The sequence below is a fragment of the Geopseudomonas aromaticivorans genome (assembly GCF_019097855.1).
In the GTDB taxonomy this organism is placed as follows: Bacteria; Pseudomonadota; Gammaproteobacteria; order Pseudomonadales; family Pseudomonadaceae; genus Geopseudomonas; species Geopseudomonas aromaticivorans.
This window is the reverse complement of the sequence record NZ_JAHRGL010000015.1, coordinates 14240-37935: the sequence shown is the minus strand read 5'-3', so window position 1 is coordinate 37935 and position 23696 is coordinate 14240. Positions and strand designations below refer to the sequence as shown.

28 protein-coding genes are annotated in these 23696 nt (G+C 67.8%); 16 read left to right on the top strand and 12 right to left on the bottom strand.

Annotated features, from left to right (window positions below):
* Positions 1-52: 52 nt before the first annotated feature.
* The 10 genes from gmhB (at position 53) to KRX52_RS06330 (ending at position 6801) form a co-directional block, all read left to right on the top strand.
* Positions 53-598, top strand: coding sequence for a D-glycero-beta-D-manno-heptose 1,7-bisphosphate 7-phosphatase (gmhB, locus tag KRX52_RS06375; RefSeq protein WP_217680600.1), 546 nt, complete (start codon positions 53-55; stop codon positions 596-598).
* Positions 595-1338: a lysophospholipid acyltransferase family protein gene (locus KRX52_RS06370; RefSeq protein ID WP_217680598.1), complete on the top strand. Its 744-nt coding sequence runs from the start codon at positions 595-597 to the stop codon at positions 1336-1338. Before gmhB ends, KRX52_RS06370 begins: the two co-directional genes overlap by 4 nt.
* A 105-nt stretch (positions 1339-1443) precedes the next feature.
* Positions 1444-2565, top strand: a complete 1122-nt coding sequence (locus tag KRX52_RS06365; RefSeq protein ID WP_217680596.1) for a PilT/PilU family type 4a pilus ATPase — start codon at positions 1444-1446, stop codon at positions 2563-2565.
* Between the two features lie 149 nt (positions 2566-2714).
* Positions 2715-3929 (top strand): Fic family protein, encoded by a 1215-nt coding sequence (locus tag KRX52_RS06360; RefSeq protein ID WP_217680594.1) that lies wholly within the window; start codon positions 2715-2717, stop codon positions 3927-3929.
* Positions 3930-4050: 121 nt separating this feature from the next.
* Complete coding sequence (locus KRX52_RS06355; protein ID WP_217680592.1) at positions 4051-4449, top strand: hypothetical protein; 399 nt, start codon at positions 4051-4053, stop codon at positions 4447-4449.
* A 177-nt stretch (positions 4450-4626) separates the two neighbouring features.
* Positions 4627-5115 (top strand): GNAT family N-acetyltransferase, encoded by a 489-nt coding sequence (locus tag KRX52_RS06350; RefSeq protein WP_217680590.1) that lies wholly within the window; start codon positions 4627-4629, stop codon positions 5113-5115.
* A gap of 85 nt (positions 5116-5200) precedes the next feature.
* Positions 5201-5554, top strand: a complete 354-nt coding sequence (locus tag KRX52_RS06345) for a glutaredoxin family protein (protein WP_217680588.1) — start codon at positions 5201-5203, stop codon at positions 5552-5554.
* 12 nt (positions 5555-5566) lie between these two features.
* A complete protein-coding gene (locus KRX52_RS06340) occupies positions 5567-6010 on the top strand; it encodes a hypothetical protein (RefSeq protein WP_217680586.1) in 444 nt (147 codons plus the stop codon).
* Positions 6007-6510 (top strand): hypothetical protein, encoded by a 504-nt coding sequence (locus tag KRX52_RS06335; RefSeq protein ID WP_217680584.1) that lies wholly within the window; start codon positions 6007-6009, stop codon positions 6508-6510. Before KRX52_RS06340 ends, KRX52_RS06335 begins: the two co-directional genes overlap by 4 nt.
* Positions 6511-6540: 30 nt before the next feature.
* Complete coding sequence (locus KRX52_RS06330; protein ID WP_217680582.1) at positions 6541-6801, top strand: hypothetical protein; 261 nt, start codon at positions 6541-6543, stop codon at positions 6799-6801.
* Between the two features lie 92 nt (positions 6802-6893).
* Here the strand turns inward: KRX52_RS06330 and KRX52_RS06325 are convergent, their stop codons facing one another.
* The 10 genes from KRX52_RS06325 to KRX52_RS06280 all read right to left on the bottom strand — a co-directional run bounded on the left by KRX52_RS06325 (position 6894) and on the right by KRX52_RS06280 (position 14601).
* Positions 6894-7118, bottom strand: coding sequence for a 4-oxalocrotonate tautomerase (locus KRX52_RS06325; protein ID WP_302850347.1), 225 nt, complete (start codon positions 7116-7118; stop codon positions 6894-6896).
* Positions 7119-7135: 17 nt separating this feature from the next.
* Positions 7136-7930 (bottom strand): 2-oxo-3-hexenedioate decarboxylase, encoded by a 795-nt coding sequence (dmpH, locus tag KRX52_RS06320; RefSeq protein ID WP_217680578.1) that lies wholly within the window; start codon positions 7928-7930, stop codon positions 7136-7138.
* Entirely contained in the window at positions 7927-8967 is a 1041-nt protein-coding gene (dmpG, locus tag KRX52_RS06315) for a 4-hydroxy-2-oxovalerate aldolase (RefSeq protein ID WP_217680577.1), read from the bottom strand. Before dmpG ends, dmpH begins: the two co-directional genes overlap by 4 nt.
* An 11-nt stretch (positions 8968-8978) precedes the next feature.
* Positions 8979-9902, bottom strand: a complete 924-nt coding sequence (locus tag KRX52_RS06310; protein WP_217680575.1) for an acetaldehyde dehydrogenase (acetylating) — start codon at positions 9900-9902, stop codon at positions 8979-8981.
* 25 nt (positions 9903-9927) lie between these two features.
* On the bottom strand, positions 9928-10710 hold the full coding sequence (gene dmpE, locus KRX52_RS06305; RefSeq protein ID WP_217680573.1) for a 2-oxopent-4-enoate hydratase: 783 nt from the start codon (positions 10708-10710) through the stop codon (positions 9928-9930).
* Positions 10707-11570 carry an alpha/beta fold hydrolase gene (locus tag KRX52_RS06300; protein WP_217680565.1) on the bottom strand — a complete coding sequence of 288 codons (864 nt, stop codon included), beginning with the start codon at positions 11568-11570 and terminating at the stop codon, positions 10707-10709. Before KRX52_RS06300 ends, dmpE begins: the two co-directional genes overlap by 4 nt.
* A gap of 7 nt (positions 11571-11577) precedes the next feature.
* Positions 11578-13038 carry a 2-hydroxymuconic semialdehyde dehydrogenase gene (locus KRX52_RS06295; protein ID WP_217680563.1) on the bottom strand — a complete coding sequence of 487 codons (1461 nt, stop codon included), beginning with the start codon at positions 13036-13038 and terminating at the stop codon, positions 11578-11580.
* Positions 13039-13065: 27 nt separating this feature from the next.
* Positions 13066-13989 (bottom strand): catechol 2,3-dioxygenase, encoded by a 924-nt coding sequence (locus KRX52_RS06290; protein ID WP_217680561.1) that lies wholly within the window; start codon positions 13987-13989, stop codon positions 13066-13068.
* 73 nt (positions 13990-14062) lie between these two features.
* A complete protein-coding gene (locus tag KRX52_RS06285; protein WP_217680553.1) occupies positions 14063-14365 on the bottom strand; it encodes a 2Fe-2S iron-sulfur cluster binding domain-containing protein in 303 nt (100 codons plus the stop codon).
* 8 nt (positions 14366-14373) lie between these two features.
* Positions 14374-14601, bottom strand: a complete 228-nt coding sequence (locus KRX52_RS06280; protein WP_217680551.1) for a hypothetical protein — start codon at positions 14599-14601, stop codon at positions 14374-14376.
* Between the two features lie 528 nt (positions 14602-15129).
* Between KRX52_RS06280 and KRX52_RS06275 the strand changes: the two genes are divergently transcribed.
* Entirely contained in the window at positions 15130-16833 is a 1704-nt protein-coding gene (locus KRX52_RS06275; protein WP_217680549.1) for a sigma-54-dependent Fis family transcriptional regulator, read from the top strand.
* 31 nt (positions 16834-16864) lie between these two features.
* On the opposite strand, the gene ald is transcribed toward KRX52_RS06275, so the two are convergent.
* A complete protein-coding gene (ald, locus tag KRX52_RS06270; RefSeq protein WP_217680547.1) occupies positions 16865-17986 on the bottom strand; it encodes an alanine dehydrogenase in 1122 nt (373 codons plus the stop codon).
* A gap of 173 nt (positions 17987-18159) precedes the next feature.
* Here ald and KRX52_RS06265 point away from each other — a divergent pair, with 173 nt between their 5' ends.
* From KRX52_RS06265 to KRX52_RS06245, 5 genes are all read left to right on the top strand, one after another.
* Positions 18160-19053 (top strand): pseudouridine synthase, encoded by an 894-nt coding sequence (locus KRX52_RS06265; RefSeq protein ID WP_217680539.1) that lies wholly within the window; start codon positions 18160-18162, stop codon positions 19051-19053.
* Positions 19054-19130: 77 nt separating this feature from the next.
* Positions 19131-20150, top strand: a complete 1020-nt coding sequence (locus KRX52_RS06260; protein WP_217680537.1) for a M14 family zinc carboxypeptidase — start codon at positions 19131-19133, stop codon at positions 20148-20150.
* Positions 20147-20932, top strand: a complete 786-nt coding sequence (locus KRX52_RS06255) for an alpha/beta fold hydrolase (RefSeq protein ID WP_217680535.1) — start codon at positions 20147-20149, stop codon at positions 20930-20932. The genes KRX52_RS06260 and KRX52_RS06255 overlap by 4 nt, the downstream gene beginning before the upstream one ends.
* A 14-nt stretch (positions 20933-20946) precedes the next feature.
* On the top strand, positions 20947-21285 hold the full coding sequence (locus KRX52_RS06250; RefSeq protein WP_217680533.1) for a cupin domain-containing protein: 339 nt from the start codon (positions 20947-20949) through the stop codon (positions 21283-21285).
* 292 nt (positions 21286-21577) lie between these two features.
* A complete protein-coding gene (locus tag KRX52_RS06245; protein ID WP_217680531.1) occupies positions 21578-23362 on the top strand; it encodes a sensor domain-containing diguanylate cyclase in 1785 nt (594 codons plus the stop codon).
* Here KRX52_RS06245 and KRX52_RS06240 read toward each other — a convergent pair whose 3' ends face one another.
* Complete coding sequence (locus KRX52_RS06240; protein ID WP_217680523.1) at positions 23363-23641, bottom strand: hypothetical protein; 279 nt, start codon at positions 23639-23641, stop codon at positions 23363-23365. It lies immediately after the preceding gene.
* Positions 23642-23696 lie beyond the last annotated feature (55 nt).

Genomic DNA, 23696 nt, shown 5'->3' with positions numbered 1-23696 from the left:
AAAAGCGCTGCGCGCGTTTTCCACCCTACGTCCGCCCCAACAGGGCCCGACCATGAAACTGCTGATTCTCGACCGCGACGGGGTCATCAACGAGGACTCCGACGCCTACATCAAGTCCGTCGCCGAATGGATCCCGATCCCCGGCTCGGTGGAGGCCATCGCCCGTCTGAGCCAGGCCGGCTGGACCGTGGCGGTGGCCACCAACCAGTCGGGCCTGGCGCGCGGCTACTACGACGAGGCCACCCTCGAGGCCATGCACGCGCGCCTGCGCCAACTGGTCGCCGAGCAGGGCGGCCAGCTCGGCCTGATCGTGCACTGCCCGCACGGCCCGGACGACGGCTGCGACTGCCGCAAGCCGCTGCCCGGCCTGCTGCAGCAGATCGCCGCGCACTACGGCGTCGAACTGGCCGGTCTGTGGTTCGTCGGCGACAGCCCCGGCGACATCGCCGCCGCCCAGGCGGTGGGCTGCCAGGCGGTGCTGGTGCGCAGCGGCAAGGGTGAACGCACCCTGGCCAAAGGCCTGCCGCAAGGCGTCCTGGTGTTCGACGATCTGGCGGCCGTCGCCGCCCACCTGCTGGCCGGGGAGGCCGACCGATGACCCTGCGTACGGCCCTGTTCTACCTGCTGCTCGGTCTGAGCACCGTGCTCTGGTGCCTGCTCAGCCTGCTGATCGCCCCCTGGCTGCCGCAGAAGGCCCGCTACATCTTCATCGCCCGCACCTGGTGCCGCTTCGCCGTGTGGCTGAGCCGGGTGATGCTCGGCATCGACTACCGCCTCGAAGGGCTGCAGAACATTCCGCAGCAGCCGTGCGTGATCCTCGCCAAGCACCAGAGCGCGTGGGAAACCTTCTTCCTCACCGCCCACTTCGCACCGCTGACCCAGGTGCTCAAGCAGGAGCTGCTGCGCATCCCGTTCTACGGCTGGGCGTTCAAGCTGCTCAAGCCGATCGGCATCGACCGCAGCAACCCCAAGCAGGCGCTCAAGCAGGTGGCCAGCGTCGGTCTCGAACGCCTGCAGCAGGGCAACTGGCTGCTGATCTTCCCGGAAGGCACGCGCATTCCGGCCGGCGAAATGGGCAAGTTCTCGCGCAGCGGCGCCTCGGTGGCGGTGGCGGCCGGCGTGCCGGTACTGCCGGTGGCCCACAACGCCGGCGAGCTCTGGCCGCGTGACGGCTGGCAGCGCCATCCGGGCACGGTCAGCGTGGTGTTCGGCCCGGCCCTGCATGCCGAGGGCGAAGGCCCGCGCGCGGTGGCCGAGCTGAACCAGCGCGCCGAGGAGTGGATCGGCGCAACCATGCAGAAAATCAACGGCACGGCGCGAGCGAAGCAGGCAGACTGACGGCCTGCAGCCCTTCCCGCGCCGGGAGGGGATCGCGCCGCTCGGCCAGCCTCGCGCCGGCAGCAGCAGCGCCAGCACTCTTCCCGGTTCACGGAGGCAAGCGGCATGGATGTGTTTCGTTACCTGCACCTGATGGTCGAACAGGGCGGTTCCGACCTGTTCTTCAGCGTCGGCGCGCCGGCGCAACTCAAGCGCGAGGGGCAGAGCCTGCCGGTCGGCAAGGTGCCACTGGCGCCGGGATCGGTGCAGCAGTTGGCCTACCAGATGATGAACCAGAAGCAGATCGCCGAGTTCGAGCGCGACCTGGAGATGAACCTGGCCATCGGCCTCGACGGCGCCGGGCGCTTCCGGGTCAACGTCTACTACCAGCGCGGCGACGTGGCCATGGTGGTGCGCCACATCAAGAGCAAGATCCCCGGCATCGAGGAACTCGGCCTGCCGGCCAAGCTGGAAGAGCTGGTGATGCTCGACCGCGGCCTGATCCTGGTGGTCGGCGCCGCAGGCAGCGGCAAGTCGACCACCCTGGCGTCGATGCTCGACCTGCGCAACCGTTCGCGCGGCGGCCACATCGTGTGCATCGAGGACCCGATCGAATTCATCCACAGCCACCAGCGCGCGATCATCGACCAGCGCGAGGTGGGCCTGGATACCCGCAGCTTCGAGCAGGCGCTGCTCAACGTGCTGCGCGAGTCGCCGGACGTGATCATGATCGGCGAGATCCGCGATCTGGCCACCATGCAGCACGCCCTGCACTACAGCGAAACCGGCCACCTGTGCCTGGCCACCCTGCACGCCACCAACACCACCCAGGCCATCGAGCGCATCTGCAACTTCTTCCCCAAGGAAGCGCGCCAGCAGGTGCTCGGCGACCTCGCCCTCAACCTGCAGGCCATCGTCGGCCAGCGCCTGGTGCCGGGACGCGAGGAAAAGCGCGTGGCCGCCGTCGAGCTGCTGCTGAAGACCCCCTACATCGCCGACCTGATCCAGCGCGACCAGCTCGACGACATCAAGACCGCCCTCGGCCGTAGCCAGGAGCTCGGTCTGCAGACCTTCGACCAGCACCTCTACGCCCTGGTGCAGGCCGGGCGCATCAGCCTCGACGAGGCCCTGCGCCACGCCGACTCGCGCACCGACCTGACCCTGCGCGCCAAGCTGGCCCGCGGCTTCCACGCCGAGGACGCCGAACTCAAGGTGATGCGCGATTCCGAGCTGAACATCACCCTGTAACCGCCGCTCTTCCATGCTGCCTGCCGGGCTGCCGCCCGGCGGTAGCCGCGTGCGCGGAACATGAACGAATGCACGCCGGCCGCTGCCCGCGGTCCGCGGCATTTGGTTAACATGCCCGGAGCTCCTCGCGCGCAACCAGGGAATCGCGGATGAAAGACCAGCCAGACATCGAGTGGAAAGACCTCCAGCCGGAGTCCGCCGGCACGGCCGCCGGCCGCTTCCCGCACCCGGATACCGGCGGCAGCTGGGACGACCAGCCGATCCCCCAGGTGCAGCTGGCCGATCTCGATGCCCGCGCGCTGGCCGACTTCCGCCAGCGCGCCGCCAGCAGCCAGCGCCTGCCCGGCAGCGCAGAGGAGGGCGATGCCGCGCTGGTCGAACAGCTGCAGCTGTTCCATCTCAAGCGTGCCGCCGTGCTGCTGTTCCACGCCGAGCCGGAAAAGCTGGTCACCGGTGCCTACATCCGCATCGGCCACTTCCGCCGCGATAACGGCCTGGTCGAACAGCATGCCATCGGCGGCAATCTGTTCGCCCAGCTCGAGCGCAGCCTGGCACTGCTCGAGGAATACCTGCAGCGCGATCCCAATGGTGGCGAGCCGCGCACTCCCGCCGCCTATCCGCTGCCACTGGACGCCCTGCGCGAGGCGCTGGTCAACGCCCTGGTGCACAAGGACTACGCCAGCGGCATCCCGATCCAGATCCGCATTCACGACGACCGCATCAGCCTGTGGAATCCGGCGCGCCTGGCGCAGGGCTGGAACGTCGCCAGCCTGCGCGCCCGCCACCTGTCGCGTCCCGGCAATCCGGACATCGCCAACGCCTTCTACCGCGCCGGGCTGATCGAGGCCTGGGGCCTGGGCATCGACAAACTCATCACCGCCTGCCGCACCCACGGCATCGTCGAACCCCTGCTGCGCCACGAGCAGGATGGCCTGTGGCTGGAGTTTTCTTTCACCCGCGCGCTGCCCCGCCACTTGGCTGCAAGCCCCGCCAGCCGTGGCGTCGGTCGCGTGACAGGTGAAGCAAAAAGTGAAGTCACCAGCGAAGTCGCAGGTCATGTCGCAGGTGAAGATACAGGCGAAGTAACAGGTCATGTGGCAAGTAAAGAGACAAGTCATGTTACAGGCTATGTTGCAGGTGAAGTTCGCCGTCTGATCCAGGCCTGCGACGGCGTGATGAGCCGCAAGGCGCTGCAGGATGCGCTGGGCCTGCGCAGCGACGCCAACTTCCGCACCCTGTACCTGGTGCCGGCGCTGGAAGCCGGACTGCTCGAGATGACCATCCCCGACAAGCCCAAGAGCAGCCGCCAGCAGTATCGGTTGTCGGCGGCGGGCGCCGCACTGCGCAAGCGCGCACCGGCCTGACCGGCAGACAGGGCGCGCGCAGGATGGCCCGCCTCGCCCAGTCCCGAGCCGCTGCTAGACTCACTCCAACGTTATCCACTGACGGCCGACAAGGCGCACCCGCCCGAGGGAGTGTCCAACCATGCACCGCTTCGCCCGCATCCTGCTGCTGCTCGTGGTCGTCCCCGCGGTCTACTTCTTCGTCTACTGGCTGCCGTTCGACTTCGTCCCCCTGGAGCAGCGCGAGTGGGTCGCCAGCCTGGTCGCCCTGCTCTGCGCCGTGCTGGCCGGGCGCTTCCTCTGGATCCGTACCGTCGGCGGTGCAGCGGCTCGCGGCCTGCTCGCCGCCATGAGCAGCGGCGCGCTTGCCCTGGGCGGCATCGGCTTCTGCGCCGGCTTTTTCGGCCCGCTGCTGCTGACCCCGGACGCCAACCAGGGGCCGCTGCTCGGCCTGTTCATCACCGGCCCGCTGGGCTTTCTGCTGGGCGGGATCGGCGGCTTCTTCTACTGGCTGCGGCACCGCGACAAGCCGCTGTCCTGACCTTCAGCCCGGCTTGACCCGTAAAGCAGCTCGGATCGCTGTGGATAGTTGTTGGCAATTATCTCGCCTTGTGGATAACCATTCCTGCAAACTTATCCACAGTCTCGACGCGCCTGGCCGGCCATCTGCTGCCGCATGCTAGATTGCCTTCCGCCTACCACCACCCAGGAGTTCAGGATGAACACCGACCTCGCTTTCCGTCCGGTCCGCGACGCCGACCTACCCAGCATCTGCACCTTTGCCCGCAGCGCCGAAGAGCTGTATTTCCTCGCCCCGCGCGCCCGCTTCCCGCTCGACGTCGATCAACTGGCAACCAGCATCGCCCAGCGCAGCGACTCCCGTGTGGTGTGCCGCGGCGACCAAGTGCGGGCCTTCGCCAACATCTACAAGCGCGAGCAGGGCGCCTGCTACGTGGGCAACGTCGCGGTGGCACCGCAGGCGCGGCGCCAGGGCGTGGCCCGCTTTCTTATGCAGCAGATGGCGCGGCTGGCCAGCGCGCGTTACGCGGCCAGCGAGCTGCGGGTGTCCTGCTTCAACCGCAATACCGCCGGCCTGCTGTTGTACTCGCGGCTCGGCTACACACCCTTCGCCCTCGAGGAACGGCTGGATGGCCAGCAGCAGCCCATCGTGCTGATCCACCTGCGCCTACCGCTCGCGGCGACCTGAGCGGGACTCTGCCAACCGGCGCGCAGCCCGCGCCGCGCCCGGGCTGCTAGAGTGCCGCCATCGCCTTCGACAAAGGGACTTGTCCATGCGCAATCTCATCCTGCTGCTTGCCCTGTGTGGCGGCGGCTATAAGGCCTGGGAGCACTTCTCCCGCGAAACCAACGCCCCGCTGAGCATCGAGCCCTACCTGGCGGTCTACGGCCGCGACGCTTGCGGCTATACCCAGGCCACCCTGCGTCAGCTGAACCAGGCCGGCATTCGCTACCAGTACCACTCGGTGGATGAGCCGGCAGTGGCCGACCTGCTGCACCGGCGCATGCAGAATGCCGGCCTCGAGGTCAGCCGCTACATGCTGCCGGTGGTCGACCTGAACAACCGGATCACGGTGCATCCGGACAACGGCGAACTGCTGGCGCAGGCGCGCCAGCAACTGCGCTGAGTGGGGCATCTCGTGCTGCCGAAGGATCCGCTGGCCCGCCTGCTGTGCAAGCTGGGCCTGCTGCCGCTCGCCTGGTTCGCCTTCCTGTTCTGGTTCGAGAACTTCGCCATCTGGGGCACTCGGGCCAGCATCGACTCGCCCACCGGCGGCACCACCGCCCACCTGATGAGCCTGATCCACGAAAGCAGCAAACCGGGCCATGCGCCCTACGGCCTGCACGTGTTCCTCGCTCCGGCGTGGCAGCCGCTGCCGCAGCGCTTCGGCGAGCTCGCCTTTGCCGGCTACTGCAAGGGCGATGCGACCATCGCCTGGCAGGCGGCCGACCGGCTGGTCATCCGCTGCGAGACCCGCAAGATCGTGACGCCGCCGAACAGCCGGCGCGGTATCCACGTCGAACTCGACAGCCGACCCCGATCATCACCCCTCCACCCACAAGGCAACGGAAGCGCCAGATGAGCAAACTGTTCCGCAACACCCTCTACCTGCAGTTGCAGTCGGACAAGCTGCGGGCGCTGCATGTGGAGTCCGGCCGGGCATTCGCGGAGGCGCCGGTACTGGCCTGGCGCAGCGAGAAGGGCAGGGTGATCCCGCTGGCGGCCGGCAACGCGGCACTGGTCCTGCGGGGGAGCCCTGGGGTGACGGTGGTCAACGGCTTCCAGCATCCGCGCAGCCTGTTGGCGGACTTCAGCGTGGCGGAGCAGACCCTGCAGCTGCTGTTCAAGACCTTCATACCGGCGACGCTGTTCCAGGCTGCCCCGACCGTGATCCTCCATCCGCTGGAGCACCTCGAGGGCGGCCTGACCCAGGTCGAGATCCGCGGCCTGGCCGAGCTGCTGCTCGGCGCCGGGGCACGGCGGGCATTCATCTGGAGCGGGGTGGAGTTGAGCCGGACGGCGCTGGAGAACCTGCAGTTCCCGGCCGAAGGTGGCACATTGCACTATCCCGAACCCAGCTGAAACCAGTGCCGAGCGGCAAGGATGGAGTGCATGACCGACGAGCAGTATCGCCACGAATCCCTCAACGTGCTGCGCGAGATCCGCGATGGCCAGCAGGCGATCCTCGCCCAGCTCAGCGCCCAGCGTACTCTGGCGGAAGAGCAGGTCGCCCGTTCCCGGGACAAGGTCGACGAGTCCATCGGCCTGCAGAAGCTGGCCCTGCAGCGCCAGCGCACGATCGCCCTGATCGCGGTGCCGGGCATCCTCGCCTGCATCGCCGCCATCGCCTATCTGGTGCTGCGCTACTTCTAGCCACGCTGTTCCACGTGGAACACTCCTGCCCCAGAAACACGAAAGCCCGGCATCGCCGGGCTTTGTGGTCTTGCGACGGTGGAGCGGTCAGCTCACCGACCGAGCTTGCTCGCCGGTGTGCCGCCGATACCCCAGTGGCTCTTGGGCAGCTCGGTGATCAGCACCCGCACGCGGTCGAGTGGGGAGTCGAGGGTGCGCGCCAGCGCCTCGCTGACCTCGCGGATCATCGCTTCCTTCTGCTCGTCGCTGCGGCCTTCCATGATCTGGACATGGGCAATCGGCATGTCACGGTTCCTCGCAAAGAAGGCCCCGGCCAGCGGCCGGGGCAGGTGACTCAGACGAAGCGTGCGGAGACGCTGCCCAGGCCCTGGTAGCGCACGGTGACGTTGTCGCCCGGCTCCACCGCCACGGCGGCGGTGATGCCGCCGGTCATGATGAAGGTACCCGCCGGAATGTGCTCGCCGCGCTCGGCCAGCAGGTTGGCCAGCATGGCCACGCTGGACAGCGGATGGCCGAGCACCGCGGCGCCGGCACCGACTTCCACCACTTCGCCGTTCTTCTCCATCACCACGCCGAGGGTGCGCAGGTCGACGTCCTCGAGATTGGCCATCTGGCCGCCGGTGATGTAGCGGGTCGAGGAGGCGTTGTCGGCCACCACGCTGATCAGGTCGAACTTGAAGTTCTCGTAGCGCGAGTCGATCACTTCCACGGTGGGGATCACGTAGTCGACCGCGGCGATCACGTCGCCGATGTGGCAGCCCGGGCCGCGCAGCGGTGCCTTGGTGACCACAGAGATTTCCGCCTCGATCTTCGGGTGGACCAGCTTGGAGCAGTCGATCACGCCGCCGTCCGGCACGCTGAAGTAGTCGGACAGGAAGCCGTAGATCGGCGTCTCCACGCCCATCTGCGCCATCTTCGCCCAAGAGGTCAGGCCCATCTTCAGGCCGACGGTCTTGTTGCCGCGGGCTTCCTTGCGGCGACGGATTTCCCACTGGATGTCGTAGGCGTCGGCGAAGGTCATCTCCGGGTAGTCGTTGGTGATCTTCGGGATGTCGTGGACGTTCAGCTCGGCGCCTTCGACGTGCTCGGCCAGGGCCAGCACCTGTTCGCGGGTCAGGGTACGTTTCATGCAGTCACCTTCAGGTTCTGACGGGCCTTGGCCATATCGAGGGCCAGGTCTTCGATCATGTCTTCCTGGCCACCGACGGTACCGCGGCGGCCAAGCTCTACGAGGATGTCACGGGCCGGCACGCCGTACTTCTTCTCGGCGCGCTGGGCGAACAGCAGGAACGAGCTGTACACGCCGGCGTAGCCCAGGGTCAGGGCATCGCGGTCGACGCGGATCGGCTGGTCCATCAGCGGCACCACCAAGTCCTCGGCGACGTCCATGATCTTGTACAGGTCGATGCCGGTCTCGGCGCCCATGCGCTTGAGCACGGCGCAGAGCACTTCCAGCGGGGTGTTGCCGGCACCGGCGCCGAGGCCCGCTACCGAGCCGTCGATACGCACTGCACCGGCCTCGATGGCGGCCAGCGAGTTGGCGATGGCCATGCCCATGTTGTGGTGGCCGTGGAAGCCGACCTGGGTGGCCGAGTTCAGTTCGGCGCGCAGCAGGCCGATCTTCTGGCTGACTTCATCGGGCAGCATGTAACCGGCCGAGTCGGTGCAGTAGATGCAGTTGGCGCCGTAGCTTTCCATCAGGCGGGCCTGCTCGAGGATCTTCTCGGGGCTGGTCATGTGCGCCATCATCAGGAAGCCGACGGTGTCGACGCCCATCTTGGCGGCCATGCCGATGTGCTGCTCGGAGACGTCGGCCTCGGTGCAGTGGGTGGCGACGCGGATGGTCGACACGCCGCAGTCCACCGCCATCTTCAGGTGGTCGACCGTGCCGATGCCCGGCAGCAGCAGGGCGGAGACCTTGGCCTGCTTGAGCTGCGGGATCACCGTGCTGAGGTATTCCTCGTCGCTGTGCGCCGGGAAGCCGTAGTTGATCGAGCGACCGCCGAGGCCGTCGCCGTGGGTGATCTCGATCAGCGGCATGCCAGCGGCGTCCAGGCCCTTGGCCACGGCGACCATCTGCTCGAGGCTGATCTGGTGGCGCTTGGCGTGCATGCCGTCGCGCAGGCTCATGTCGTGCAGGGTGACTTGCTTGCCTTGCAGATTCATCGGGCTTCTCCTCAGGCCAGGGCAGCGGCGCGGCGCGGCAGTTGAATGGTGCCGGCGGCGATTTCCTCGGCGAACATCTCAGCGGTGCGCAGACCGGCGGCGGTCATGATGTCCAGGTTGCCGGCGTACTTGGGCAGGTAGTCGCCCAGGCCCTCGACCTCCATGAAGATCGACACGCGGTTGCCGTCGAACACCGGGCCGTTCTTCAGACGGTAGCCAGGCACGTACTTCTGCACTTCGGCGAGCATGGCGTGCACCGACGCGGTGATGGCGTCGCGGTCCGGCTCGCTCTCGGTCAGGCAGTGGATGGTGTCGCGCATCATCAGCGGCGGCTCGGCCGGGTTGATGACGATGATCGCCTTGCCTTCCTTGGCGCCGCCGACCTTCTCGATGGCGCCGGCGGTGGTGCGGGTGAACTCGTCGATGTTCTTGCGGGTGCCCGGGCCGACCGAACGGGACGACACGGTGGCGACGATCTCGCCGTAGGCCACCGGCTGCACGCGCGACACCGCGGCGACCATCGGGATGGTCGCCTGGCCGCCGCAGGTGACCATGTTGACGTTCATCTCCAGCTTGCCGACGTGCTCCTTGAGGTTCACCGGCGGCACGCAGAACGGGCCGATGGCGGCCGGGGTCAGGTCGATCATCAGCACGCCCAGCTCGTTGAGCTTGCGGCTGTTCTCGGCGTGGGCGTAGGCCGAGGTGGCATCGAAGGCGACGCGGATGTCGTCGGCGATGACGTGCGGCAGCAGGCCGTCGACGCCCTCGCTGGTGGTCTTCAGGCCGAACTCGCGGGCACGCTTGAGGCCGTCGGACTCGGGGTCGATGCCGACCATCCATACCGGCTCGATCCAGTCGGAGCGCAGCATCTTCATCACCAGGTCGGTACCGATGTTGCCTGGGCCGATGATCGCCGCTTTCAGTTTCTTGCTCATGGGATTGTTCCCTTTATTGTTCTGGTCAGACGAAGCGCACGCTGGCGCTGCCGATGCCGCCGATGTCGACGCGCATGAAGTCGCCGGCCTTGACCGGCTCCAGCGGCACCAGGGAACCGGAGAGGATCACTTCGCCGGCCTTCAGGCCGATGCCGAAATGGCCGAGGGTGTTGGCCAGCCAGGCCACGCAGTTGACCGGCGAGCCCAGCGCGGCGGCGCCGGCGCCGGTGCTGATCTGCTGGCCGTTCTTCTCCACCACCATGCCGCAGGTGACCAGGTCGACCTGACGCGGCGAGACGGCCTGGTCGCCGAGGATGAACAGCCCGCAGGAGGCGTTGTCGGCGACGGTATCCTGGATCTTGATCTTCCAGTCCTGGATGCGCGAGTCGACCACCTCGAAGCAGGGGATCACGCACTCGGTGGCGGCCAGCACGTCGGCATTGGTGATGCCGGGGCCCATCAGGTCCTTCTTGAGGATGAAGGCGATCTCGCCCTCGGCCTTGGGCTGGATCAGGCGGTCGCTGATCGGCATCACTGCGCCGCTGCTGAACACCATGGCGTCGGTCAGGTAGCCGAAGTCCGGCTGGTTGACGCCGAGCATGGTCTGCACGGCCTTGCTGGTCAGGCCGATCTTCTTGCCGATGATCCGCTCGCCGGCCGCCAGGCGGCGCTCGAGCATGCGCAGGGAGATCTGGTAGGCGTCGTCGATCGACAGGTCGTAGCGGCTGGTCAGCGGCGCCACGGTTTCGCGGCTCAGCATGGCCTGGTAGAGCTCGTCGCCGAGCTGTTTGATCAGTTCTTGGTTCATGCGCATTTTTCCTGTTGGGTGGCGGCGTCGGCCTCGGCGAGGAAGTCCTCGACCAGGCGGGCGAAACGGCCGGCGTGTTCGATCTGGGTCCAGTGGCCGCACTGGCCGAAGACGTGCAGCTGGCTGCGCGGCAGCCACTGGGCGAGGGTCAGCGAGGCCTCGAGCGGGATGATCTGGTCCTCGCGGCCGTGGATGACCAGCGCCTCGTGGGGCAGGGCGCGGATGTCGGCCTCCTGGCTGGCCAGGTCGTCGACGCCGTTCTGGCGCGGCGGCGGGAACATGGCGGCGAACGACTCCTGGAAGCCCGGGCGGATGCTGGCCTGGTAGCGCAGCTCGGCCAGCTCGTCGTTGACCAGGTTGCGGTCGTAGGCGAACAGGTCGAGCAGCTGGCGCATGTTGGCCAGCGACGGCGTGTAGCCCCAGGCGGTGTCCAGACCCTTGGTGATCGGGAAGGACACGCCGACGCTGCCCATCAGCACCAGCCGGCGCACGCGCTCGGGGTGGCGGATGGCCAGGGCCAGCGCCAGACCGCCGCCGAACGAGTTGCCGACGATGTCGGCCTGGGCGATGCCGAGGGCGTCGAGCACGCCGATGGCATGCTCGACCCAGCGCTGCTGGCTGTACTGCGCATCGGCCGGTCGCTCGCTGTAGCCGAAGCCGAGCATGTCCGGGGCGATCACCCGGCGGTGCTGCGCCAGCTGCGGGATGATCCCGCGCCAGTTGGCCCAGGCGGTGACGCCGGGACCGGAGCCGTGGATCAGCAGGACCGGGAAACCTTCGCCCTGCTCATGCAGGTTGGTGCGGTAGCCGGCGGCGACGATCTCGCGGCCGATTTCCGGGCTTTGTACGGCTTGATTCATGCTCGCCTCACAGCTTCACGCAAATGTTCTTCAGCTCGGTGTAGAACTCCAGCGAGTGCACCCCGCCTTCGCGGCCGATGCCCGACTGCTTGGCGCCGCCGAAGGCGGTGCGCAGGTCGCGCAGGAACCAGCTGTTGACCCAGACGATGCCGGCCTCGATCTGCCCGGCGACGCGGTGGGCGCGCGAGCTGTTCTCGGTCCAGATCGCCGAGGCCAGGCCGTAGGGCAGGCTGTTGGCCAGCTCGATGGCTTCTTCCTCGGTGTCGAACGGACGGATGTGGCAGCACGGGCCGAAGATTTCCTCGGTGACCACCGCGGAGTCGTCCGGCAGGCCGGTCCAGATGGTCGGCTGTACCCAGGCGCCGCCGGCCAGGTGCGCCGGCATGTCCGGCACGCCGCCGCCGGTGACGATGGTGGCGCCTTCGTCCTTGGCCTTCTGGTAGTAGGAGAGGACCTTCTCGCGGTGCTTGTGGCTGACCAGCGAACCGAAGTTGGCGCTCGGATCGTTGGGCTCGCCGATCTTCAGTGCCTCGGCGCCGGCCTTCAGGCGGGCGACGAACTCGTCGAAGATCGGCCGCTGCACGTAGACGCGCTCGGTGCCCAGGCAGACCTGGCCGCAGTTGGCGAAGGCCGAGCGCAGGGTGCCCTCGATGGCCTTGTCCATGTCGCAGTCGGCGAACACGATGCCGGCGTTCTTGCCACCCAGCTCCAGGGACACCTGGCGCACGCCCTTGGCGGCGGCACGCATGATGGTTTCGCCAGTGCCGGTCTCGCCGGTGAAGGTGATGGCGTCGACGTCCGGATGAGCGGTGAGGAAGGCGCCGGCCGAGTTGCCGCCGAAGCCGTGCACCACGTTGTACACGCCAGCCGGCACGCCGGCGGCATTCATCACTTCACCGAGCAGGGCGGTAGTGGTCGGAGTCTCTTCCGAAGGCTTGACCACCACGGTGTTGCCGCAGGCCAGCGCCGGACCGACCTTCCAGGTCATCAGCAGCAACGGCAGGTTCCACGGGCTGATCACGCCGATCACGCCCTTGGGGCGGCGCACGCCGTAGTTGAGCGCGCCGGTGCCGTCCGGGGTGGCCATCTCGAAGGCCTCGGTGGGCACGTTCTTCACCAGGTCGGCGAACACCGAGAAGTTGGCCGCGCCGCGCGGAATGTCGATGTGGCTGGCCAGCGACTTCGGCTTGCCGGTGTCCAGGCACTCGGCCTCGAGGAACTCGTCGAAGCGTGCGGTGATGCCGGCGGCGACGCGATGGAGGATCTCGGTGCGCTCGGCGACGGTCATCTTGCCCCACGGGCCCTTCAGCGCGGCGCGGGCGGCCTTGACCGCGGCGTCGACCTCGGCCTCGCCGGCCTCGTGGATCTTGGCGATCACCTGGCCGTTGGACGGGTTGACGTTGTCGAACAGCTTGCCGCTGGCCGAACCGACGTATTCGCCGTTGATGAAATGCTTGATCTCTTTCATGTACGCAGTCTCGTTAGGCAGGGGCAATCAGGTCAAAACGGTCAGGAAGCGTTCGTTGAGCTCGCGGTCGTGGTAGAAGATCGCCTTGCCCAGTTCGGCGGCGGTCCAGGTCACCGGCGGGTGGTCCGGGTAGTGGTAGTCGCCGCCGCAGAACACTTCGTTGCGGTTGCCGGAGGGGTCGAAGAAGTAGATGGTCTTGCCGTGGGTCAGGCCGTGGCGGGTCGGGCCGATGTCGATCGAGGTGTTGGTCATGCTGATCAGGTCGGCAGCGCGCAGCACGTCGTCCCAGGTCTCGAGGAAGAACGAGGCGTGGTGCAGCTTGCCCGGCTCGCCGTGCTGGATGAACGCCACGTCGTGGGCCTTCATGCTGCAGGTGAGGAACTGGGCGACGCGGTTGCCGTGCGGATCGACCACCTGCTCGGCGAGATCGAAGCCGAGCACCTCGGTGAACAGGCGCAGGGTGTCCGGCAGGTTGTCGCCGTAGAGCAGGGCGTGGTCGAAGCGGGTCGCCCGCATGCCCTTGAGGCCGCGCGGCCAGGCTTCCGGGTTGATCTCGGCAATGCCCCACTTGCCGGTCTGCTCCTTCTCGGCGAACAGCTCGAAACGGTGGCCGGTCGGCGCGCTGAAACGGATGCGGCGGCCGCAGCCCTTGAGTTCGCCGGCGGGGATGCTCTCCACCATGCAGCCGAAAGCCACCAGCTCCTCGGTCAGGCGGCCGAGGGTGGCTTCGTCGAGCACCTTGAAGGCCATGAAGTCCATGCCGGCCTCGTCGGCCTCGCGCAGCACCACGGAGAACTTGTCGACCTCGGTCCAGCCCTTCAGGTAGACGCGGCCACGCTCGTCGCGATCGACCTCGATCAGACCGAGCAGCTCGACGTAGTGCTCGAGGGCCTTGGCCATGTCCAGGACACGCAGCTGGATGTGCCCAGGGCGCATTACACCTTTTTTCATTTCGATACCCCTTTGTATTTTTTGTCGGGTCCAGCGTGGTTAGTTGTGAAGCTATACACCGGGGGCACGCTGGCTAGCGCGCCGCTCCCGCCGCCACCAGGCGCTCGATGGCCAGGTCGCTGCGCGGAAACAGCCGACAGGCGAGGGCCTGGCCGCTGGCCTGCGCAGCGGCATCGACGTGGCGGCTGCTCATGCGCCCGCAGTCGTATTCGCCGCTGAGCACCTGCACCTTGCACTGGCCGCAGCCGCCACCGCGGCAACCGACCGGTACGCAGCGCTGCTGCTGCTGTTCCATGGCGGCCAGCACCGTCTGCTCGGCGCTGCAGCTGAAGCTGGTACCGCTATGGGTTTCGGTAATGCGGAAGGATTGGTCCATGGGTCACCTCAGTTGCGCTTGGGCAGCGCGGCAGGCGCGCTTGCCGAGCCGTCGGGGTCGACGCCGGTGGCCAGGGGGGAAATCAGACTGGGCCGCAGGTTGCCCATCGCGCCGAAGGCAATGACGAGGGTGAGGGCCGCGATTTCCTGCATGCGGGCACGACGCCGTACGCGGGTGCCGCAGGGGGAGGGCTGGCGGATTGACCCCAGCGCATGGATCTTGGGTTGAATGCTCATGTCGACCGTACCGTGTTGTTTTTGTGTGCGGTTGGCGGCAGCAGGCTGATCGCTTCGCGTACTCCGTCGGAGGACGCCTTCAGGCAGCTCTGCTTGCACGGAACACTAGAGCAACGGTTGTGCCAAGGTTGCCCGGCACCCCGTCAAAAAATCTCAACTCATTGATTTATATATGTTTTTTAATTTTCACGGCGCGCCCGTAAGCGACCGATGCGGCTTGGCGTCGCATGGACAGGCGTTTCGGGGCAGGCGGTTTTCACCATTTGATCAAGATATCGCCGGATGCCGGAACGTTTGATCAGCAAATCGTCAATCCAGATGGGTTTTGGGCAATGCTCCAAAACCTCAACTGGCGGATTTTTTTATCATTTGGTTGAATTTTTTCTGCAAACCCGCTTCCATGCAGCTGTCTGCGCCGCGAATCAGGCCTCTCGCCCGCCGCACCGACCTGCTCGCCGCTTCCCCGCGCCCGCCTGCGCCGGGGAGTCCGGCAGCCCCCGACACAACAACAACCAGGGGATTGTTCCGATGGCCATCAAGTACAAGCCGCAACTGCAATACCCGGACATTCAGGACCTGAGCAACCAGATCCGCTTTGTCAGCCAGGAAGGCAAGATCTGGCTGGGCGAGCAGCGCATGCTGCTGATGCCGCTCTCGGCCCTGGCCAACTTCCGCCGCGAGATGGTCGACCTGCTCGGCGTCGAGCGTGCCAAGGGATTCTTCCTGCGCCTGGGTTACCAGTCCGGCCTCAAGGACGCCGAGCTGGCGCGCAAGCTGCGCCCCGGCAGCAGCGAACTGGACATCTTCCTCGCCGGCCCGCAGCTGCACATGCTCAAGGGCATGCTGCGCTCGCGGCCGATCGAGGTGGACATCGACATCGAGCACGGCCGCTTCTACGCCGAGATGGAGTGGCTCGACTCCTTCGAGGTGGAAATCTGCCAGACCGAGCTGGGCCTGATGGACCAGCCGGCGTGCTGGACCCTGCTCGGCTATGCCTGCAGCTACTCCTCGGCCTTCATGGGCCGCGAGATCATCTACAAGGAGGTCAGCTGCCGCGGCCGCGGCGACGACAAGTGCCGGGTGATCGGCAAGACCGCCGAGGAGTGGGACGACACCGACCAGTTCAAGACCTACTTCAAGAGCGACCCGGTGATCGAGGAGCTCTACGAGCTGCAGTCACAGGTCGCCACCCTGCGCAGCCGCCTGCAGACCCAGGACGGCCAGTACTACGGCGTCGGCCAGTCGCCGGCCTACCAGCGCATCTGCCAGACCATCGACAAGGCCGCGCACGGCAAGGTCTCGGTACTGCTGCTCGGCGAAACCGGGGTGGGCAAGGAAGTGATCGCGCGCAGCGTGCACCTGCGCAGCGCGCGGGCCGAGCAGCCGTTCGTCGCGGTGAACTGTGCGGCGATCCCGCCGGACCTGATCGAGGCGGAGCTGTTCGGGGTGGAGAAGGGCGCCTACACCGGCGCCACCCAGTCGCGCGCCGGGCGCTTCGAGCGCGCCCACGGCGGCACCATCTTCCTCGACGAAGTCATCGAGCTGACCCCGCGCGCCCAGGCCACCCTGCTGCGCGTGCTGCAGGAAGGCGAACTGGAGCGGGTCGGCGGCGACCGCACGCGCAAGATCGACGTGCGGGTGATCGCCGCCACCAACGAGGATCTGGCCCAGGCGGTGCAGGCCGGGCGCTTCCGCGCCGACCTGTTCTACCGCCTCAACGTGTTCCCGGTGCAGATCCCGCCACTGCGCTCGCGCCAGGAGGACATCCCGCTGCTGGCCGAGCACTTCCTGAAGAAGTTCCACGCCGAGTACGGCAAGAAGACCCTCGGTCTGTCCGACCGCGCGCTGGAGGCCTGCCTGCAGTACGCCTGGCCGGGCAACATCCGCGAGCTGGAGAACGTCATCGAGCGCGGGGTGATCCTCGCCGACAGCAACGAGAGCATCAGCGTCGAGGCCCTGTTTCCCGGCCTGATGCTGGAGGGGCAGAACAGTGGCGTGCGCCTGTCCAGCGCCGGCGAACTGGTGCCGCGGCAAGCGGAAACCGCCAGCCACTGGCTGGAGCAGATCCTCGCCGGCGGCATCAGCCTCGACGAGGTGGAAGCCACGCTGATCCGCGAAGCGATGCAGCGCAGCAAGCACAACGTCTCGCGCGCCGCGCGCCTGCTCGGCCTGACCCGGCCGGCGCTGGCCTACCGGCTGAAGAAGGCCGGCGGCGAAGCGGCAGGCGAGTAGCCGCCCTGTTCCACGTGGAACACGACGAGGCCTACAGCCGCGCCAGCACTTCCTCGGCCGGGGTGTAGGGCAGGCGGTGCGCCGCCGCCACGCCGGCGTTGGTGAGGGCGCCGGCGGCCACATTGAGACCGTTGCGCAGGTGCACGTCCTCCTCCAGCGCCCGGCGCACGCCTTTCTCGGCCAGGGCGATGACGAAGGGCAGGGTGGCGTTGTTCAGCGCCAGGGTGGCGGTGCGCGCCACGCCGCCGGGCATGTTGGTCACGCAGTAGTGCACCACCTCGTCGACCACGTAGGTCGGATGGCTGTGCGAGGTCGGCCGCGAGGTCTCGGCGCAGCCGCCCTGGTCGATGGCCACGTCGACCAGCACCGCGCCGGACTTCATCTGCCGGACCATGCCGGCGGTGATCAGCTTGGGCGCCGCCGCGCCGGGAATCAGCACGCTGCCGATCACCAGGTCGGCCGCCAGCACCAGCTCGCTGAGGGCCGCGCGGGTCGAGTAGCGGGTGGCGATGCGGTTGCCGTACTGGGCATCCAGGCGGCGCAGGGCATCCATGTTCCTGTCGAGGATGGTCACCTCGGCGCCGAGGCCGATCGCCATGGCCGCGGCATGGCTGCCGACCACGCCGCCGCCGAGGATCACCACCTTGCCCGGCGCCACTCCCGGCACGCCGCCGAGCAGCACGCCGCGGCCGCCCCGGGCCTTCTCCAGACAGCTGGCGCCGACCTGGATCGACATGCGCCCGGCCACCTCCGACATCGGCGCCAGCAGCGGCAGGCGACCGCGGGCATCGGTGACCGTCTCGTAGGCGATGCAGGTGGCGCCGCTGGCCAGCAGCTCGTCGGTCTGCGGCCGGTCAGGCGCCAGGTGCAGGTAGGTGAACAGCGTATGCCCCGGATGCAGACGCACCCGCTCCGAGGCCAGCGGCTCCTTGACCTTGACGATCAGCTGCGCCTCGGCGAACACCTGCTCGGCGTCACTGGCAATCTGTGCCCCGGCCTTCTCGTAGTCGGCATCGCTGAAGCCGATGGCCGCGCCCGCCTGGGTCTCCACCCACAGCTGGTGGCCGAGCGCGCGCAGCTCGATCACCGACTGCGGGGTCAGGCCGACACGGTATTCGTGGTTCTTGATTTCCTTGGGTACGCCGATGCGCATGGCAGTGCTCCCTCGCTGCTTTTCTTATCCTGTTGTGAGCGTAGCATGGTGCCAGCATCCTACCGCTGGTCGGGCCAGGGGAAAATTCGCCAGCGGTTAACCGCCGTTTTTTGACGACGGTCCAGCCACTGCGGCCTAATGCCCACCTGCTGCCCACCAGCCCGAGAGTCGCCATGTCCGCCCCGCCCACCGCCACCCCCGCCATGCGCCCGAGCACCCTGCATCTGCCCCAGGGCGAGTGGCGCACGGTCCTGGACTGCCTGAGCGCGCACTTCCCGGCCATCGACCGCGCCACCTGGCTGGCGCGCATGCAGCGCGGCCGCGTGCTGGACGCCGCGGGCGCGCCGATCGGCGCCGAGCATCCGTACCGGGTCGGCCTGCGCATCCACTATTTCCGCGAAGTGCCCAACGAGGCCGCGATCCCCTTCGTCGAAACCGTGCTGCACCACGACGAGCACCTGCTGGTGGTGGACAAGCCGCACTTCCTGCCGGTGATCCCCTCCGGCGCCTATGTCGAGGAAACCCTGCTGGCGCGCCTGACCCGCCGCCTGGGTAATCCGCAGCTGGTGCCGCTGCACCGCATCGACCGCCATACCGCCGGCCTGGTGCTGTTCTCCACCAACCCGGCCAGCCGCGACCACTACCACGCGCTGTTCCGCGAGCGGCAGATTGACAAACGCTACGAGGCCATCGCCCCGGCGCTGCCGCAGCTGCAGTTCCCGCTGCAACGCACCACCCGCCTGGTACGCGGCGAGCCGTTCTTCCGCATGCAGGAAGCCCCCGGCACGCCGAACAGCGACACCCGCATCGAGGTGCGCGAGCGCCACGGCGAGCTGTGGCGCTACGCGCTGTATCCGGTCACCGGCAAGCAGCACCAGCTGCGCGTACACCTGGCCGCCCTCGGCGCAGCGATCTGCAACGACCCCTTCTACCCGCAGCCGCTGCCTGCCGATGCCGCGGACGACTACTCCCGCCCGCTCAAGCTGCTGGCCCAGCAGCTGCGCTTTCGCGACCCGCTGAGCGGCGTCGAGCGCGAATTCGTCAGCGGCCTCCAGCTCGCCTGGTAACCGCGGTGTCAGCGCGCTGAACTATCCTTCAGGCGTAACGAACCACCGCGCGCCGGCGCCAGCCCGGCGGAGGTTGCATGGACCATCGCGAGCCCATCGAGCTGCTCGAACTGGAACGCCTGCTCGACAAGCTCGGCGGCAGTCTGGAAACCCGTGTGCTGTGCCAGGTCGACGTCGGCGCGCGCAGCCTGCCGGTGTACGCCATCAGCCTCGGCAACCCCGAGCCCACGGCTCCCGCGGTCGGCTTCTTCGGTGGCGTGCACGGCCTGGAGCGTATCGGCTCCGCCGTGGTGCTGGCCTTCCTGCACAGCGTGCTGATGCGCCTGCGCTGGGACACCAGCCTGCAGCAGCAGCTCGAGCGCCTGCGCATGGTGTTCATGCCGGTGGTCAACCCCGGCGGCCTGTGGCACGGCACCCGCGCCAACCCGCAGGGCGTCGACCTGATGCGCAACGCCCCGGTGGAAGCGGACGAGCGGGTGCCGTTCCTGCTCGGCGGCCAGCGCCTCAGCGCGCGCCTGCCCTGGTACCGCGGCCCGCGCAGCGCACCGATGCAGGCGGAGAGCCAGGCGCTGTGCCAGGTGGTCGAGGAGGAACTGCTCAGCCATCGCTTCAGCATCGCGGTCGACTGCCACTCCGGCTTCGGCCTCAGCGACCGCATCTGGTTTCCCTACGCGCACAGCCGCACCCCCATCGCCCACCTGGCGGAGATGCACGCGCTGTGCGAGATCCTCGACCAGAGCCAGCGCCACCATCCCTACGTGTTCGAGCCGCAGAGCCGCCAGTACCTCACCCACGGCGACCTCTGGGACCACCTCTACCAACGCGCCTGCAGCGACCCGGCGCGGGTCCTGCTGCCGCTGACCCTGGAAATGGGCTCCTGGCTGTGGGTGAAGAAGAACCCGCGCCAGCTGCTCTCGCTGCAGGGCCTGTTCAACCCGCTGCTGGCGCACCGCGAGGCCCGCGTGCTGCGCCGCCAGGTCGAGTGGCTGGACTTCGTCACCCGCGCCGCCGGCGGCCACCGCGGCTGGCAGCCGACCGGCAGCGAGCGCGAGCGCCATCGGCAGATGGCCCTGCACCGCTGGTACGCCTGGGAATGAGCACGGCCACCTGGATACTGCTGCGCGGCCTGACCCGCGAGTGCGGCCACTGGGGCGACTTTCCCCGCCAGCTGGCCGCCCACCTGCCGGCCGCACGCATCCTCGCCATCGACCTGCCGGGCAACGGCGCGCTGCACCGGCAGACCAGCCCGACACGCATCGAGGACATGGTGCAGGCCTGCCGCACTCAGCTGCAGGCGCAGGGCATCGCCGGCCCCTGCCACCTGCTGGCCATGTCGCTGGGCGCCATGGTGGCAGTGGCCTGGGCCGGCGCCCATCCCGCGGAGGTGGCCGGCTGCGTGCTGATCAACACCAGCCTGCGCGGCGTCAGTCCGTTCTACCGGCGCCTGCGACCGTCCAGCTACCCGCCCCTGCTCGGCGTGCTGGCCCGTCGCGATCCCCGCGCCCGCGAGGCCGCCATCCTGCGCCTGACCAGTCGCACGGCACCCCCTACCACGCTGGACCACTGGGTCGCCCTGCGCCAGCAACACCCCGTGTCGCCGCGCAACGCCCTGCGTCAGCTGGCCGCCGCCGCGCGCTTCCGCGCCCCGGCGCAGCCGCCGGCGGTGCCCATGCTGCTGCTCAGCGGACGGGCCGACGCACTGGTCGACCCGCACTGTTCAAGCGACCTGGCCCGCCGCTGGCACCTGCCACTGGAGCAACATCCGCGCAGCGGCCACGATCTGCCGCTGGACGACGGCCCCTGGGTCGCCAGCCGGATTGCCGATTGGCTGGATGAGCGCGAACGGGTACACACTGCGCCTCCTGTTACGCACGAGTGATTGCCGAGTCCCCCATGCCGACTGCCAACCTGTTCCAGCCCCTGCCCGACGCCCGCCATGGCGAGCGCTTCGACGACCTGCTCCGCCGCCCCGGCTGCCGGGTGGAGCGCATCGTCTCCCACGGTCAGAGCAGCCCGCCGGACTTCTGGTACGACCAGGACTGGGACGAATGGGTGCTGCTGCTCAGCGGCAGCGCCGTGTTGCGCCTGGAGCCGCAGGCCGACGCCATCCGCCTCGCCCCCGGCGACCACCTGCTGATTCCGCGCGGCATGCGCCACCGCGTCGAGGCCACCGCCACCGAGGAGCCGACGGTGTGGCTGGCGGTACACTGCGGCGAAGCTGTCGCCCCCTGAGCAGCGCGTCCGGCGGCGGACGGCAGCAACTACGGGGGTCCGCCGCTGCGGGACGGCCGGCTGGATCTGCGGGTGCTGCTGGGAGAGGGGAGTGGATACATCTCGGCCAGCGGGCGGAGACGCGGAGAACAACCTGGCAACGGTGGGACGCGGTATGTTGTCCACGGCACCGGCCGACACGCCGTCCACTGCGTATCTTCGCGACACCGGGCGTAGATCCGCCCGTCTAGACTAGAGACTGTCGTTATAGACTACCTGCACGCTACCCCGGCCACCGTCGAGCGAACTGGATATGCTGACTCCTGACGATGCAAGCCCGCCGCTCGCCAGCTGGCGCCCTCAAGACGTGGTGGACGCGCGCTTCGCCGCCCTCGCGCGCCTCGCCAGACGCCACTTCGGCGTCACCACGGCGCTGATCATGCGGATCGACGACGGCCGGTCGTCCCTGCTGGCGTGCGCCGGGGAGACCTTCGGCGCAGCGCTGCTCGATCTATCCTCTTGCGGACCGACCTTCGCCGACGAGGGGATTGCCGTGGTGGCCGATGCCCGCGCCGACGAACGCCTGCGCGACCATCCGCTGGTCATCGACAATCCGTGCCTGCGCTTCTATGCCCGCGGCCCATTGATCGCCTCGAGCGGCAGCACGCTCGGCACATTCTGTCTGTTCGATGACAAGCCCGGCGAACTGGATGACGAACAGCGCGAATTCCTCCGCGATCTGGCCCGCCTGGCAGCCATGGCCGTCGAGAGCGACAGCGCGGCGGCCCGGTTGCAGGAGGAGGCCGACGCCCTGCGCGCCAGCGAAGGAAGAATGGCGCTGGCCATCGCGGGCAGTGCTACCGGGATCTGGGACCGCAATCTGCAGACGCAGGAGATTCACTACTCCGCGGGCTGGAAATCGATCCTGGGCTATGCCGATGACCAAGTTTCCAATCGGATCGAAGACAGCTACCAGCGCATCCATCCGGATGACCTTGCCTACGTCCTGGCCAGCATGCAGGCGCACTTTGACTGCAAGACCGCCAGCTACGATGTGGAACACCGTATCCGCTGCCAGGACGGCAGCTACAAATGGATCTCCAGCCGCGGCAAGGTGGTCAGCCGCGACAGCGCAGGCAAGCCACTGCGCATGATCGGCACGACCACCGACATCTCGACCATGCACGCGATGTCGGAAAGACTGCAGCAGTCGGTCGACCTGATCACCAGTCTGACCGACGAGGTTCCGGGCCTGGTCTTCCAATACCGGCGCCTGCCGCAGGGAGAGTCGTTCTTTTCCTATGCGAGCGCGGGTATCTGGGATATCTACGAGGTCAGCCCGGAACAGGTTGCCAGCAGCGAAGCGGCGATCGATGCCATCATCCATCCGGATGACCGCGCTGCCTATCGTGCTTCGCTCGACACCTCCGCAGCCAGCCTGACGCCGTGGGATCTCGAATACCGCGTCCAGCTGCCCAGACAGGGCCTGCGCTGGCGCCAGGGCGCGGCGCGGCCACGGCGGCTGGAGGACGGCAGCACGCTGTGGCACGGCTTCATCACCGATGTGACCGACCGCAAGCGCATCGAAGCCGAACTGCAGGAATTCGCGACTATCGACTTCCTCACCCAGCTGCCCAACCGGCGCCATTTCATGACGCACATCGAGGCAGAACTGGCGCGAATCCGGCGCAGCGCTGGCGGCTGCGCGGCCGTGCTGATGTGCGACATGGACCACTTCAAGGCGATCAACGACCAGTGGGGGCATGCGCTTGGCGACCTGGCGCTCAAGCATGTTGCGAGCATCCTGCGCGGGCAGCTGCGCAAGACCGACATGGCCGGCCGGGTCGGTGGCGAGGAGTTCGCCGTGGTCCTGAGCGGTGCGGGCATTCCGGAAGCGATAGCCTTTGCCCGGCGGGTGCAGCAACGGCTGGCAGCAACCCCGCTGCCCGAGGGCGAGCAACGCATCGCCCTGACCATCAGTATCGGCATCGCCATCATGACGGCGAGCGATGCCAGCGTCGATACGGCTCTTTCGCGCAGCGACAAGGCGCTTTACCGGGCCAAGGAAAGCGGTCGCAATCGTATCGAGTGCCTCTGATCAGCGATGGCGCAGGTCGGCAGGTGGGCGATCTCGCGCCGGTTGGGGTGCCCGCATCTTTTTCCAGGCAACAAAAAACCCGCCGAAGCGGGTTCTTTCCTGACCATCCGACTTCCTGTCGGCTGCCTCCTGGCACTGGTCAATCATCCCTGATTCCGAGCGCGTCCTTTCGCTTGGTGGATGCTTGTAGATTAGTGATCGGTAGCGGGGCGCAACAGCAACAAAAGCCGCCAGTTCGTGTAAGCCATTTGCCATACAGGTCAGCAACTTGCTGATCACACATCAGATTCGACACCGCCAGCGCAGCGGCCTCGATGCAGTCGCGGCGCAGCTC